The organism is Wolbachia endosymbiont of Drosophila simulans wHa, assembly GCF_000376605.1.
Classification (GTDB): domain Bacteria; phylum Pseudomonadota; class Alphaproteobacteria; order Rickettsiales; family Anaplasmataceae; genus Wolbachia; species Wolbachia pipientis.
In genome coordinates, this window is the sequence record NC_021089.1 from 1 (window position 1) to 14,246 (window position 14,246).

Sequence of the window (14,246 nt, forward strand, 5' to 3'; positions counted from 1 at the left end):
TGATCAATTTTAATGTTTTTATACCCTTTACAACCCATCAAAAAATCACCATAATTTTTAGTATGTATTAAGTAGTATTAGCTTTTCATTTTGCAGTAGGCTATTGATTATCTTATATTTTTCTAATTATTGCTTTTTTCTTGGTGTGGTATATGAACTTAACTAGCCCTAAGGTTTCTACTATGTTTTTTGATCAGATTATTACAGTAACGGATCACAATGTTACTTGGGAAAAAATCCAAAATTGTCTTTATAATCTTTATGGAGAAGCAACATATAATAGCTGGCTGAGTTCACTAAAATTTGTCAGTAGCAGAAATGGGGAAGTTCTTTTATCCGTGTCAACAAGGTTTATAAAAGAGTGGATTACAGTTCATTACATGAAAAAAATATTATCATTATGGCAAAGCGAAGATAAAAGTATACGTTCTATTGATATTCAAGTAATTGAGGAGAGGAATTCAAATTTTAATGTTATACTAAAAAACAGAGAGGAAAGTAATCATAATCTTGGTTCGCCGCTGGATCCAAGGTTCACCTTTGATAATTTTGTAGTGGGAAAGCCAAATGAATTAGCATTTACGGCGGCAAAGCGTGTGGCAGAATCTATAGATCCAATATTAGGCAGCAATCCTTTGTTTCTATATGGTGGAGTGGGACTTGGTAAAACACATCTAATGCATGCTATAGCTTGGCACATAGTCAATTCCCCATCAGGAAAAAGAAAAGTGGTGTATTTATCAGCAGAGAAATTCATGTACCAATATATTACAGCGCTGCGAAGCAAAGATATTATGTTATTTAAAGAGCAATTTAGATCAGTAGATGTATTGATGGTAGATGATGTGCAATTTATCAGTGGTAAAGATAGTACACAAGAAGAATTTTTTCACACTTTCAATGCATTGATAGACCAAAATAAACAATTGGTTATATCAGCTGATAGGTCTCCTAGTGATCTTGATGGAGTGGAAGAAAGAATAAAATCACGACTCGGTTGGGGGTTGGTGGCAGATATTAATGAAACAACTTTTGAATTAAGGCTTGGTATATTGCAGGCAAAAGTGGAGCAGATGAATATGTATGTTCCGAAAGATGTCCTAGAGTTTTTAGCAAGGAACATAAAATCTAATATAAGAGAATTAGAAGGAGCATTAAATAAGGTTACCCATACCTCATTAATTGGAAGAAGTATGACGGTAGAATCAGCTAGTGAAACCCTAATCGATCTTCTTAGGTCAAATCATAGGTCAGTCACAATAGAAGAAATACAAAAGAAAGTAGCTGAATTTTTCAATATAAAGGTTGCAGATATGCAATCCAATAGAAGGCTTCGCAGTCTTGCAAGGCCAAGACAAATAGCTATGTATTTTGCCAAAAAATTTACGCAAAAAAGCCTACCAGATATTGGGAGAAACTTTGGTGGCAGAGACCATGCTACTGTTATACATGCAGTAAAACAAGTAGAAAATTTTATAAAGACCGACTCAAAATTTGCTGATGAAATCAATCGATTAAAAAAAATGTTTAAGTAGCGTTTTTAAAATAGCTAATAACAAATCCTAAAATGAATCGACTATAGTTTTAATCCGTTTAAGTTTAAAATCTTCTGTTAGCTTCGCAGAATACATTTCCTTATTGTGTTGATTATAGAAGGTAAATTCGTGATCATCTAAATTTAGTATTGCAAAGCCAAAGCCAAAAAAGTTTCTAACCTCGTGTGCTAAGTAGTTTTTACCATTTAAATAGTCAAATTCTACATTTTGATAAACAGATTCTTGATCTTGAGCGTGTAATGATGCACCACCGTTTCCAACTATAATTTGGTCTGGAACATTATCCATTAATAAAATCTGGGCTATATGAATGTGGCCAGAAACTATGGTAGTAACATTGCTTGGAAATTTATCTCCAAAAGCTTCGATTTGTGTAAGATTACCATGGCTTTTTAATGTCAAAAATTCTTTTTTTGGAGATCTCCAAAGCGGTTTATGAGTTAAAAACCACATGGGCTTGTCAGAACTATTTTGTATCAATTTATCAAATTGCCTCTCAAAAGCATCAATTGTGCTTTGGGTTGTAAAAATATCCTCACCGGATGAAGAGTCGAAGATAAAAAATTTCATCGGTCCAGCATCTAAGGACCAACTAGAAACGAAGTTTCCACATTTTTCAGACGAAAAGGGGTATGAATCTAGATACCTGAACCATCCTTCATAAGCTCTATCACAACTCTCATGGTTTCCACGAACAAAAAGGAAAGGGGATTGTGATAAAATATCCTTTGCAGGCTCAAACCAATCAGCGTACCAAACTTCTTTATTGTATCCATAAATATCGCCACACTTTTTTGTATTTCTACATTTTGTTTGTCTATAATGATAATCACCAACATGGATAATTAAATCTGGTTTATGAAGGGCGATTGAATCTAAATTTTTTTTTAAAGGCCAGCTATCTACCGAATTACATTCCTGCTGAAATAACATATTTATTCTACAGCCCGTGTCACCAATGAAAGCAATTTTATTAACCTTTTTTGGTAATATAGGAACCCGTAGATTCTCAATACTAATGTTTTTGGCACTTGTTTGTACTGTCAGTTCACAAACTGTTTCGTTATGATCACCATTGTTAATTGAGCTGCGATTCAGCATTTCTGTTTCCTCGCCATCAACATAAACAATGGGACACATGTCATTGTCCGTAATTGCGCGTATGCTTAGTTTATTTTCTGGGATAACTTGAGACCATGTGTATAATATTTGTGCATGGACGAAATGAAAGCTAGTTATAAGAGAGAGAGCTAAAAAAATAAAGATATTAGCTATATTCATTTGTATAAAAACCTAAGTTAAAAATTAGTAGTAAGGTTATCTTAAATGATTAAAATTTATAATCACAAAATTCATAATCAAATTATACAAACAATTTCTAAATTATTCTAGTATCAGATTGACACTCTAGATGAAAAATTCTAAAATGATTAAGTAATTTAAAATAATTATATAAAAACTAGAATATAGTGCGGCCGTGGTGGAATTGGTAGACACGCAGCGTTGAGGTCGCTGTGGCTCATAAGGCCTTGGAAGTTCAAGTCTTCTCGGCCGCACCAGTTTTTATCGCTGTTTAATATGGGTAAAAATGTTTATAGGAAATCAGAGTAGCAATAAGGTAGAAAGAGCTATCAGCGAAATCAGGCGCGGTCGGCCAATTGTAATATATGATGAAAGTAATTACCTATTGTTTGCTGCTGCTGAGGCTTTAGAAAGAGATTTATTTAATCAATACAAGCTTACATCAAGTAATGTATATGTTACTTTAACTTCAAGTAAGGTAAAATACATATCTCAGAATAAAGAACATAACAGCAAACGTCTGTTGGTGAATAATTTTGATGAACTGCTCTATTTAATAAACTGTTCAAAGGAAGATTGCATAAAAGAGTTGCAATGCTCAAAGACAATAGATGAATGTGCTATTGCCTTGCTTAAGTTCTCAGAATTATTGCCATACGCGTTAGTGGCTGATATGACTTTTGAGAATAACCATGAAATGCGAAATTGGTGCGAGAAAAATGACGTTATTGCACTGGACACGTCATTCATAAATAATTTTCAAGAAAATCAGGATGTATATGAAGTGTGCAAAACATCATTATTTTTAAAACAGACTCAAGAAGTAAATATCATATCTTATAGAACCGAAAGTGGTGGAAGAGAACATCATGCAATTATCATTGGCAATCCAGATAAAGATGACGAACCATTAGTGAGAATTCATTCTTCGTGCTATACGGGTGACTTGTTAGATAGCTTATCATGCGATTGCAGAAGTCAGTTACATCAAGCAATTCAAATGATAGCTGACTTTGGAAGTGGTATTATATTGTATTTGATGCAGGATGGAAGAGGTATTGGTTTAACTAATAAGTTAAGAGCATACAGTATGCAAAGAGAACATAACCTTGATACTGTTGATGCAAATAGAATATTGGGTTTTGAAGATGATGAAAGGAGTTTTGTTGTTGCAGCTAAAATGCTTAAGAAATTGAACATTAACAAAATCCAATTACTTACAAACAATGATAGGAAATTGTCAGAATTGGAAAGTAGTGGTATAGAGGTTACAAAGTGTCTACCACTTATTGTGGAACGTAATAAATATAACGATTCATATATGGAGACAAAGTTTGGTAAGCTAGGCCATAAGTTAAGAGTTTTTTAGCTTTTTTGTTGTAACTACTTTGTTAATTTGCTATGTTTATTAACACAAGTTAAGATTTTTAAGAATATTAAAATGCTAAGATTTTTTAAGCGAGAGAAAAGTACTGAATCGTTAGATAAGGATATAAATTGGAATTCAAACCGCTACAGCACAGTTATTGCTCAAAGGAATATTCTACTTTTATTTGCGTTAATATTATTAGCAACGATCTCTATCAGCATATTAGTCATATTTAAAATTAGCACAAGTAGCACTATTGAGCCATTTGTTATAGAAATTGACAAGAAATCTGGAATAGTGCAATTGGTTGATCCTGTCACAGTAAAGCAGTATTCTGCAGATGAAGCGCTGAACGATTATTTTATTTCAGAGTATATAAAAGCAAGGGAGGTTTTTGATCCATATCATTATAATTATAACTATTATACAAAGGTGAGGTTGTTTTCCTCATCTAATGTGTATAATGAATTTAGAAATTATATAGGATCGCAGAATATGGATGATCTTTTTAATTTATATTCAGATACCAAAAATGAATTTAAAATTCGCTCGATTCAAAAATTGGGTAACGATGCTCTTCAGGTGAGGTTTTTTGTGGAATTTATACGGAAAGATGGAAGTTCCACAAGAAAAAATAAGATAGTTATTATGTCATATAGATATGCATCGCTTGAAATGAATGATCAGCAAAGATATATTAACCCATTAGGGTTTCAAGTTATTTCATATAGAGTAGATGATGAATATGTATAGGATATTATTAGTTTTAGTTTTACTTGTAAGTAGCAATTTAAACGCATCCATTAATTATAATGAACCTATTTCTGTAGATAGTAGAATAAAGACTTTTGTGTATAGCCCTAATGAAGTATTTACGGTGGTTTTTAGTCAGGGTTACTATTCTTATATTGAATTTGCGGAAGGAGAAAAAGTTAAAAATATCGCTGTTGGTGATGCATCAAGTTGGAAAATTAATCCTTATGACAATAAATTGCTTATCATGCCATTTGAAGTTAGTAGCCGCACTAACATGATTATTACGACAACTAAAAAAAGAAATTACATTTTTGATTTAATCTCAAGGCCAAACTACGATAAATACCTGGACACTAATGCTAAGAAAGTGGATCACGATTATTCTGCTGAAAAGGATATATCTTACGTAGTACGTTTTTATTATCCTCAAGAAGAAGGTGAATTTGATGTTGATTTAGATGAGGTTTCTTTACCTACTCAAATGCAGTATACTACAGACAAGCTAGAAAAAATAATACAAGAAAATGATACGAAGTATAATTATACATATATTGATGAAGGTGGTAATGCGGATATAGTTCCGATTGAGTTATTTGATGATGGTTATTTAACCTATTTAAAATTTAGAAATAATAATAAAATACCTCAGATTTTTGTAGAAGGGGAGGATAAACCTTGTAAAAGGCTGTTATTTGATGATTATGTTATAATAAAAGGGGTACATAAAAAGCTATTTATGCGTTATGAAGATGATGAAGTTGAAATTATAAATAGGTCACTTTAGCTGTGGTACATGCAATATGAATAAAGAAAGGCGTAACAATTCAGAAGATGAGTCAGAAATAGAGAACAAGGTAGTAACAGTTGGCTCTAATCAAGGTCATAGGGCATTGATGGTTATGATTTTAGTGCTTCTGGTTGGTGTAGTGTATTATTTCTATTTTAGTCCTTCTCATAAAGAGGATTCAGAAGTTATTAAAAAAGAGGAAACAAAGCAAAACGTTCAAGAATTTAAAGGAAAGTTGGAACAAGTTCCAGATAATGTAATAGTTCCAGAAAGAATAATAACCGATTCCTTACCACCCTTACCTCCTCTTCCTACACCACAAATCGTACCAGAAATAAAACAAATTAAAAAAGAAGAAGAGAAACCAAAAGAAACCCCTGTGTCAAATATACCTATTTTGCCAAAGCCAAATTTTCCTTCTAGTAATGTTATTAGCAATTTACCTACCTCGTTTCCTACAATAGGGGGCGGAGGTTATCCTAGAGACAGACGTAGTGCACAAATGTTAACAATTTCAGGTAGTAGTGGAGAGAACAAGGCTGCTGATGCTATTTTATCCGACACTTCAGCACAGTCGAGCAAAGCTACCAGAGTAGGAAAGCTTGGTTTAATGATTACTCAAGGTAAAATTATTGATGCTGTTCTTGAAACTGCAATAAATTCTGATCTGCAAGGAATGCTGCGTGCTATGGTGAGTAGAGATGTTTATGCAGAAACTGGTGATACAGTTTTAATACCTAAAGGCTCAAGATTGATAGGTAGTTATTCATTTGACTCGAATGTTGCTAAATCTCGTGTAAATATAAACTGGAATAGAGTGATTCTGCCACATGGAATAGATGTTGCCATCTCATCACTTAGTACTGACGAGCTTGGTAGAGCAGGGATAGCGGGAATAGTTGATAATAAAATAGTAAGTGCGTTATTCTCTTCAGTGGCACTTGCTGGTGTTTCAATTAGTTCGGCTGTTATAGGGCAAAAGGCTTCTAATCTTATCGATGCGCTAACTGCCATGGATGCAGTGAAGTCTATTACTGCAACTGAAATAGATATTTCTTCTCTCAAAGGGGCTATTGTTGAGAGATTGGAGGATGCTATAAAAACTGAAGTTGGGAAGGTAGGAGACGAAAAATGGAAATTGGGTCTTAGGGCTATTGAAAAAATTCGGAATGCTAAAAGTGATCAGGATTTACTGAGAATAATAAAGGAAGAAATAGTAAGTGTGATAAAAAGTTCTGGAGCTAGTGGAGTTGATGCAATTACTAGTGACAATATCGGTATAACTTTAGACGATGTACGTCAACTGTTGAGGCAAACTCAGAAAAGAAGCAAATCTGTTTATGATGAAGCAATCGGGAAATCAATCAATGATTTTTCTAAAGACATGCGAGATATAGTGGGCAGATATACAGATAAAAAACCAACTATTTATGTTGATCAAGGCACTGCATTGAAAGTATTTGTTAACCAAGATATAGTATTTCCTCCACAGGCAATATTAAATCAATGAAATGAACTATGCTGCACTTGATACATATTTGGAGCCATTACAGGGCATATTTCAAGAAGAAGGCGTAAATGAAATATCAATAAATAAGCCAAAGGAAGTATGGATTGAAAATCGTGGTGAAGTAAGGTGTGAAAAATTAGAAATATTCGATCTTAGCCATTTGAAATCTCTTGGCAGACTGATTGCTCAAGCTACAGAACAAAAGCTTAGCGAAGAAGCGCCGTTACTTTCGGCAACATTACCAAATGGTTATCGTATACAGATAGTATTTCCGCCAGCATGTGAGCCTGATAAAGTAGTCATGTCGATTCGTAAGCCTTCTAGCATGCAATTAGCACTCGATGATTACGAAAAAATGGGGGCTTTTTCTGAAACTGTTACAGAAGCAACTGATAATCCAGTTGACCGTCATTTGGATTTACTGTTAAGGCAAAAAAAAATAAAAGAGTTTTTAGAATACGCTGTAATAAGTAAGAAAAATATTATAATTAGTGGTGGAACTTCCACTGGTAAGACTACTTTTACTAATGCTACTTTGCGTGCTATTCCAGATGAGGAAAGAATTATTACTGTTGAGGATGCAAGGGAAATCGTTTTGAACGATCATCCCAATAAAGTCCATCTAATTGCCTCTAAAGGAGGGCAGGGCAGAGCAAAAGTAACCACTCAAGATTTGATAGAAGCGTGCTTACGTTTAAGGCCAGACAGAATAATAGTTGGTGAGCTCCGTGGAGCGGAAGCTTTTAGTTTTCTTAGGGCGATAAATACTGGTCACCCTGGATCAATATCAACCCTTCATGCGGATAGTCCAACAATGGCCCTTGAACAAATAAAACTGATGGTTATGCAAGCAAACCTTGGCATTCCTCCAGACCAAATTATACCATACATTAGAAATGTGATTGATATTGTTATTCAGCTAAAAAGAACCGGTGGGGGCAAAAGAAGCATTTCTGAGATATTATTTACTAGATCTGCGAGCGAAAATGCTTAAATTTATACATAAGTTAAGGAAGAGTAGTTTATGAGTAATGGAAATCACCTACGTAATATTCTCATAGGAGGTGTAGTAGCTTTTAGCGTACTTGAGTTTTGCTTCTATCTATCTGGTATATTGTTTGTTCTGTTTGCTGATGGTCCGGATGCTGTGGATTTTAAGGCAATTAATCCTAGTTTGACGCCTTTCCCTCAAGCTCTTTGGCCAACGATTTTTGATCATATACAATATTGTTGGCATCATCCAGAGTTATATAGCCTTGAGCTCAAAATCACATTAATTATATCTTCTGCACTGCCTATCATTGTTTTAATGATTATCTTATGGAATTTAAGAGAAAGGATAATTGAGTGGCGACCATTTAAAAAGAAGGAATCACTTCATGGAGATTCGCAGTGGGCATCAGAGAAAGACATACGAAAAGCAGGATTAAGAAGCAAAAAGGGATTATTGCTTGGTAAAGATAAAAGAGGATACTTCATTTCTGATGGGTTTCAGCATGCATTGTTATTTGCACCTACAGGTTCTGGTAAGGGTGTTGGCTTTGTAATTCCTAATTTATTATTTTGGACTGACTCGGTAATTGTACACGACATAAAATTAGAAAACTATGAAATAACAAGTGGTTGGCGAGAACGACAAGGACAAAAAGTATACGTATGGAATCCAGCGCAGCCAGATGGAATAAGTCACTGTTACAATCCATTACAATGGATTAGTGAAAAACCTGGGCAGATGGTTGACGATGTGCAGAAAATAGCTAACCTAATCATGCCTGAACAAGACTTTTGGCAGAATGAAGCAAGAAGCTTATTTGTTGGAGTGGTATTATACTTACTTGCTGCACCAGAGAAAGTTAAATCTTTTGGTGAAGTTGTGCGTACGATGCGTAGTGATGACGTGGTTTATAATCTTGCTGTTGCTCTTGATACAATGGGTAAAATACTACACCCTGTAGCATATATGAATATTGCAGCTTTTTTACAAAAAGCTGATAAAGAAAGGTCAGGTGTTGTATCAACCATGAACTCATCACTTGAATTGTGGGCAAACCCATTGATTGATACTGCAACTGCGTCAAGTGATTTTAATATTCTAGATTTTAAAAAGAAGAAAATTACAGTTTATGTTGGTTTAACTCCTGACAACTTGACTAGGCTCAGGCCTTTAATGCAGGTTTTTTACCAACAGGCAACTGAGTTTTTATGTAGAAAATTGCCATCGGATGACGAGCCTTATGGCGTATTGTTTTTAATGGATGAGTTTCCTACACTTGGAAAAATGGAGCAATTTCAAACAGGTATTGCATATTTTCGTGGTTATCGAGTTAGGTTATTCTTAATTGTTCAAGATACTGAGCAGCTCAAAGGAATATACGAAGAAGCAGGGATGAACTCCTTTTTGTCAAACTCGACTTACAGAATAACTTTTGCAGCCAATAATATTGAAACAGCTAATTTAATATCGCAACTTATAGGAAACAAAACTGTACAACAAGAATCGTTGAATAAGCCTAAATTTTTAGATTTAAATCCTGCTTCAAGGTCATTACATATCTCTGAAATACAGAGAGCATTGCTATTGCCTCAAGAAGTTATTATGTTGCCACGTGACGATCAGATAATTTTAATAGAGTCGACTTACCCAATTAAATCAAAGAAAATTTTGTACTACAGTGATACCACCTTCACAAGAAGGCTGCTCAAACAAACTCGTGTGCCTACACAAGAACCATATGACCCAAACAAAGTTCTTTCTGCCGCTGCGAGCAAAGATAAGGTTAATAACGAGGGGAATAATGTTCTTGAGGGACCTAATTCAGTTGATTATCCTGCTGAAACTAAAACCGAAGATGCAGTATATGATGAATCAGATGAATTTGCAGACGAAGATATCGACGATAAGTTTGAAGATGATGACGAGGAAGATGAGGATAGGAGCGATGATGGGTTTGATGACGAAGAAGAGGAGGATGAATTTGAAGATGAGGATAAATTAAAAAATGACGAGAAGTAAGGTTAACTTTGCCTATTTTTAGCTCAGAAAAGTGCAAGTTATGCAAATAATTAGCTTTTTCATATTAAGCCATTTTTAATTAATTAGTATTAGATTAGCTATTTTAACTAGGGGAGTAGTAATGATTAGTAAAAAAACATTAGCGGTTACAGCATTTGCTTTATTGTTGTCACAACAATCTTTTGCAAGTGAAACAGAAGGGTTTTACTTTGGTAGTAGGTATTACGGTCAATATTTAAATAACACAAGCGTACTAAAAACAAGCACTACAGGTATCAAAAATTTGTCTATAAATGACAGGGGTGCTCAGAACACAGAAGGTCAGTCACTAAGTGAGTATAAAGGAGATTATAATCCACCTTTGCTGCAAATGTGGCATTTGGTTACACAGGAGAATTGGGTAACAACAGCTATAGGGCTGAATTGGAAGGGATGTATTCTTCTGTAAAAGTGGATAATATTGGTTTAACAAGTAGCCAAATAACTGTTTCATACCTAAAGGAGACTGGTGAGGATCCTAATAAAGAAACTTATCTCTATAGTGCTGCAGTTAGTCATGACCAAATTGAGAACATATCTGTAATGGCAAATGTTTATCATCATTGGAAAAGTGACCGTTTCTCTTTTTCTCCTTACGTTGGTATTGGGATCGGTGCAACAAGAATGACGATGTTTGAAAAACCGTCAATAAGACCCGCAGGTCAATTAAAAGCTGGCTTTGACTATCGCATAAACGAAGATGTAAATATGCATATCGGATATAGAGGTTTTGGTGCTATTGGTAGCGATATTAAGCTTACAGCAAAAAGGTTAGGACAAGTGGTAGACGACCCTAATAATGATAAAAAAAAGAAGCTTAATCCTAGCTCAGGTAGCAAAGTAACTGAGGAAATAAATATAGGTAATCAACTATTTCATACACACGGTATAGAGGCTGGTCTTACTTTCCATTTTGCCAGCAAAGCTTAAACATGTTGCCCTTTAAAAAATGCATAAAACCGTTCCTGTCGTCCTATGGCTTGACCATAGGATCTAGTTAAATATAGATCCAAGTAGTCACGCTACTTGGATGACTAGGTAGAGGGTACTGGGATGATATAGGATAATATGGGATGAAGGCAAAAAAACATTAGCTATGTTCTTTTCACAACAATGCATCTCTTCATTCCCGCTAAGTCATATACATATTCCTGAAAAGCTAATTCGTATGAGGGGATTATTTTGTCAATATTGCTTTGATCTTCACCTATCTCCAATATCGCAAACCCATTTTTTTTAAGGCACTTTCTCAATATTGGAAAAATGCTCAAATAACAGCTCAAACCATCAATACCACCATCAAGGGCAATTCTTGGTTCCTTTTGCACTTCAGCTTGCAAGTCTTTCAATTTGCTTCTTTTAATATATGGAGGATTACTGATTATAAGATCGAATGAACCTCTGCACTCTGTCCACGAACTTGGAAATATTTTGGCTCTGCTGAGAAGATCATGTTTTTTTGTGTTCTGATAGGCAACTTTATATGCTTCCAAGCTTTTTTCAAAACCGACGCCAACAGCATATTCATACTCACTAAGTACGGATATCAATAAACAACCTGTGCCTGTACCAAAATCTGCAATTTTTAGTTTCTGTTTTTTGTTTGGGTAATATTTTAACACTGCTAGGATTATTGTTTCACTATCTGGCCTTGGATCTAAAACATGCTGGTTAACTATAAAATTTTTACTCCAGAATTCACGATTACCTATTATTTGCGATATTGGATATCTTTCCGCTCTTTTTTTTGTTAATTTCCAAAATAAAAGTTCTTTCTCCATCGGCACTTGATCAGCATGGTTCACAATTATAAATGATCTTTCCACTCCAAGTACGTGCTGCATGATGATTTCACAATCTAAATGTGGTGATTCAACTTTATGTGACGATAATAACTCCGATCCTTCTTGAATTAAAGTGCTGATTGTTTTCATTATTCTAAAAATATGTTTCTTTCAGCCAAAAATAGCAAGATGAGCTTCCAGTTTAGGGTAGCTGCGCTAAATCCCAGTGTCAAGCACGCAGCTGTACGAACATTGCAATTTGCAGATCCAAGTAGCTTGACTACTTGGATCCAGCTAAGTTGGTGAGCATAAAAGTATAGCTAATGCGAGCTTTACGTCATACCGTCACGGTATCTCTAGATTCCGCTAACACGTAGCGGGACGACGAGGTCAGGGTGTCATCCTAGTACCTTCTCCTGTCATCCCAGTGCCCTGACTACTTGGATCCAGGAAAAAGAATGGTGTCATCCAAGTAGCCTCCCTCCCCTGTCATCCCAGTGCCCAGACACTGAGATCCAGAAAAGTTTGCTTGTAAGCAAGCAAACTAGCACAGAAAGTGGTTACAACATTTTCGATGAGATTATATGGAAAACTGGATTCCAGTGTCAAGCACTGGAATGACACCTTCCTGCTCAGTTCATGTTGCCATAAATATTAAGAAATTTACCAAGCAAAAAAAAAAGGCAAAAGAAGCCCTAGTCATTGTCTATTTTCAGTATTGGCGTTTTTTAAGTCTTAAACACTGCAATTTAGCTGCTTTTAAATGCAACTCACCTTAGTTTAAATGTTTAAGAAATTTACTAAGCAGAAAAAAAGGCAAAAGATATCCCGTATTAGCTAGTTGTCACTCTCTAATCCTGCAAATTGGCGTACTATACTGTCTTAAACGCTTTATAAGCGCGTTTCAGCTTATATAGGTAAAAACCCAGAAATGTTGTGAAGACGTAAAGTGTGCATAGTGCAAAAAATTAAAAATAAGACGCCAATTACGTAATACTGTTGTCATTTAATCTGCACAGATTGAAGATAAATGAATACCTTCAGTACCATGATAATGGGGCTGGCGAAGGGTGTCAAGTAAGTTTTTTCGTTTCTACTGAATGACAGTTGTGGCTTGGGAGGTAGTGCAAGAAGTCTACTGATGGCTTTCAAGGCAGTTGAGCTTAATTATTAGAGTAGTAATGTTTATTTTTATATTGACTATTGAGGTTTATTATTTTATAACTAAAAACTTAGTTATTTTAATGAGCTTGAGTTTATAACATATGCCTACGATAAATCAATTAATACGTAAGGGTAGATTAGGATTGACCCATAAGAAAAAGGTACCAGCTTTGGGAGAAAGCAACCCTCAAAGGAGAGGTGTTTGCACTAAGGTGTATACTACAACTCCTAGAAAGCCTAACTCAGCACTCCGTAAAGTAGCCAGAGTAAAAATTAGTGGGTATGGTGAAGTGACGGCTTATATACCTGGTGAAGGTCATAATTTACAAGAACACTCTGTTGTTTTGATACGTGGTGGGCGGGTTAAAGATTTGCCAGGTGTGCGTTATCACATAATAAGAGGTGCCCTTGATCTGCGTGGTGTGCAAAATCGAAAGAAAGCTCGTTCAAAATATGGTGTAAAGAAATCTGGTTAAAGTTTATGGCTCGTCGGAATAAAGCAAAAAAAAGAGAAATAAGTCCTGATTCGCGTTACGGCAGTGTTTTGCTGATGCGTTTCATTAATACAATCATGAAATGTGGTAAAAAATCTACTGCAGAAAAGATTATCTATGACGCTTTGTCTTTAGCTGAAAAGAAAATAGGCGAAGGTGGGTTATCAATTTTTGAGACAGCAGTAGGAAATGTTACTCCTTCTATAGAAGTGCGTTCTCGACGCATTGGTGGTGCAACTTATCAAGTACCTGTTGAAGTTCGACAAGATAGAGCGGTTTCTTTAGCGTTAAGGTGGATTGCTAAAGCAACTTCTGCTGCTCGAAAAAAGAGTGGAAAAACCACTGTTGATTGTTTGCAATCTGAAATACTGGATGCTTATAATAAACGCGGTGGTGCGTTTAAGATGTGCGAAGAAAAATATAAAATGGCTGAAGCTAATAAGGCATTTTCTCATCTTCGTTTTTAATGTTA

The 14,246-nt window shown here is 35.1% G+C and carries 11 protein-coding genes, 1 tRNA gene and 1 pseudogene; 11 read left to right on the forward strand and 2 right to left on the reverse strand.

Annotated elements, in window-relative coordinates; translation table 11 throughout:
* The first annotated feature begins 152 nt into the window (after positions 1–152).
* Positions 153–1,535 (forward strand): chromosomal replication initiator protein DnaA, encoded by a 1,383-nt coding sequence (gene dnaA / locus WHA_RS00005; protein WP_015588754.1) that lies wholly within the window; start codon positions 153–155, stop codon positions 1,533–1,535.
* Between the two features lie 27 nt (positions 1,536–1,562).
* On the opposite strand, the gene WHA_RS00010 is transcribed toward dnaA, so the two are convergent.
* Positions 1,563–2,837, reverse strand: a complete 1,275-nt coding sequence (locus WHA_RS00010; RefSeq protein WP_015588755.1) for a metallophosphoesterase — start codon at positions 2,835–2,837, stop codon at positions 1,563–1,565.
* A 190-nt stretch (positions 2,838–3,027) separates the two neighbouring features.
* Here WHA_RS00010 and WHA_RS00015 point away from each other — a divergent pair.
* The 8 genes and pseudogenes from WHA_RS00015 to WHA_RS00050 all read left to right on the forward strand — a co-directional run bounded on the left by WHA_RS00015 (position 3,028) and on the right by WHA_RS00050 (position 11,262).
* A tRNA-Leu gene (locus tag WHA_RS00015) sits at positions 3,028–3,115 on the forward strand.
* 29 nt (positions 3,116–3,144) lie between these two features.
* Positions 3,145–4,227 carry a GTP cyclohydrolase II gene (locus WHA_RS00020; RefSeq protein WP_015588756.1) on the forward strand — a complete coding sequence of 361 codons (1,083 nt, stop codon included), beginning with the start codon at positions 3,145–3,147 and terminating at the stop codon, positions 4,225–4,227.
* Positions 4,228–4,299: 72 nt separating this feature from the next.
* Positions 4,300–4,980, forward strand: a complete 681-nt coding sequence (locus WHA_RS00025; protein WP_015588757.1) for a VirB8 family type IV secretion system protein — start codon at positions 4,300–4,302, stop codon at positions 4,978–4,980.
* Positions 4,967–5,767 (forward strand): P-type conjugative transfer protein VirB9, encoded by an 801-nt coding sequence (gene virB9 / locus WHA_RS00030; RefSeq protein WP_015588758.1) that lies wholly within the window; start codon positions 4,967–4,969, stop codon positions 5,765–5,767. The genes WHA_RS00025 and virB9 overlap by 14 nt, the downstream gene beginning before the upstream one ends.
* Positions 5,768–5,783: 16 nt before the next feature.
* Complete coding sequence (locus tag WHA_RS00035; protein ID WP_015588759.1) at positions 5,784–7,280, forward strand: TrbI/VirB10 family protein; 1,497 nt, start codon at positions 5,784–5,786, stop codon at positions 7,278–7,280.
* A 1-nt stretch (position 7,281) separates the two neighbouring features.
* Positions 7,282–8,274: a P-type DNA transfer ATPase VirB11 gene (gene virB11, locus WHA_RS00040; protein ID WP_015588760.1), complete on the forward strand. Its 993-nt coding sequence runs from the start codon at positions 7,282–7,284 to the stop codon at positions 8,272–8,274.
* 30 nt (positions 8,275–8,304) lie between these two features.
* Entirely contained in the window at positions 8,305–10,293 is a 1,989-nt protein-coding gene (locus WHA_RS00045; RefSeq protein WP_015588761.1) for a type IV secretory system conjugative DNA transfer family protein, read from the forward strand.
* A 121-nt stretch (positions 10,294–10,414) separates the two neighbouring features.
* Positions 10,415–11,262: pseudogene (locus WHA_RS00050) on the forward strand (P44/Msp2 family outer membrane protein).
* A gap of 164 nt (positions 11,263–11,426) precedes the next feature.
* Here WHA_RS00050 and prmC read toward each other — a convergent pair.
* The gene (gene prmC / locus WHA_RS00055; protein ID WP_010962305.1) at positions 11,427–12,266 is read right to left on the reverse strand and encodes a peptide chain release factor N(5)-glutamine methyltransferase; all 840 of its coding nucleotides are present in this window, start codon (positions 12,264–12,266) and stop codon (positions 11,427–11,429) included.
* A gap of 1,115 nt (positions 12,267–13,381) precedes the next feature.
* On the opposite strand from prmC, the gene rpsL reads away from it, so the two are divergent.
* Both rpsL and rpsG read left to right on the forward strand, forming a co-directional pair.
* Positions 13,382–13,756: a 30S ribosomal protein S12 gene (rpsL, locus tag WHA_RS00060; protein ID WP_006279787.1), complete on the forward strand. Its 375-nt coding sequence runs from the start codon at positions 13,382–13,384 to the stop codon at positions 13,754–13,756.
* A gap of 5 nt (positions 13,757–13,761) precedes the next feature.
* Positions 13,762–14,241: a 30S ribosomal protein S7 gene (rpsG, locus tag WHA_RS00065; protein ID WP_007549313.1), complete on the forward strand. Its 480-nt coding sequence runs from the start codon at positions 13,762–13,764 to the stop codon at positions 14,239–14,241.
* Positions 14,242–14,246 lie beyond the last annotated feature (5 nt).

Coding starts and splice junctions, on each gene's coding strand:
- dnaA (WP_015588754.1), top strand. CDS start 153: ATGAACTTAACTAGCCCTAAGGTTTCTACTATGTTTTTTGATCAGATT.
- WHA_RS00010 (WP_015588755.1), bottom strand. CDS start 2,837: ATGAATATAGCTAATATCTTTATTTTTTTAGCTCTCTCTCTTATAACT.
- WHA_RS00020 (WP_015588756.1), top strand. CDS start 3,145: ATGTTTATAGGAAATCAGAGTAGCAATAAGGTAGAAAGAGCTATCAGC.
- WHA_RS00025 (WP_015588757.1), top strand. CDS start 4,300: ATGCTAAGATTTTTTAAGCGAGAGAAAAGTACTGAATCGTTAGATAAG.
- virB9 (WP_015588758.1), top strand. CDS start 4,967: ATGAATATGTATAGGATATTATTAGTTTTAGTTTTACTTGTAAGTAGC.
- WHA_RS00035 (WP_015588759.1), top strand. CDS start 5,784: ATGAATAAAGAAAGGCGTAACAATTCAGAAGATGAGTCAGAAATAGAG.
- virB11 (WP_015588760.1), top strand. CDS start 7,282: ATGAACTATGCTGCACTTGATACATATTTGGAGCCATTACAGGGCATA.
- WHA_RS00045 (WP_015588761.1), top strand. CDS start 8,305: ATGAGTAATGGAAATCACCTACGTAATATTCTCATAGGAGGTGTAGTA.
- prmC (WP_010962305.1), bottom strand. CDS start 12,266: ATGAAAACAATCAGCACTTTAATTCAAGAAGGATCGGAGTTATTATCG.
- rpsL (WP_006279787.1), top strand. CDS start 13,382: ATGCCTACGATAAATCAATTAATACGTAAGGGTAGATTAGGATTGACC.
- rpsG (WP_007549313.1), top strand. CDS start 13,762: ATGGCTCGTCGGAATAAAGCAAAAAAAAGAGAAATAAGTCCTGATTCG.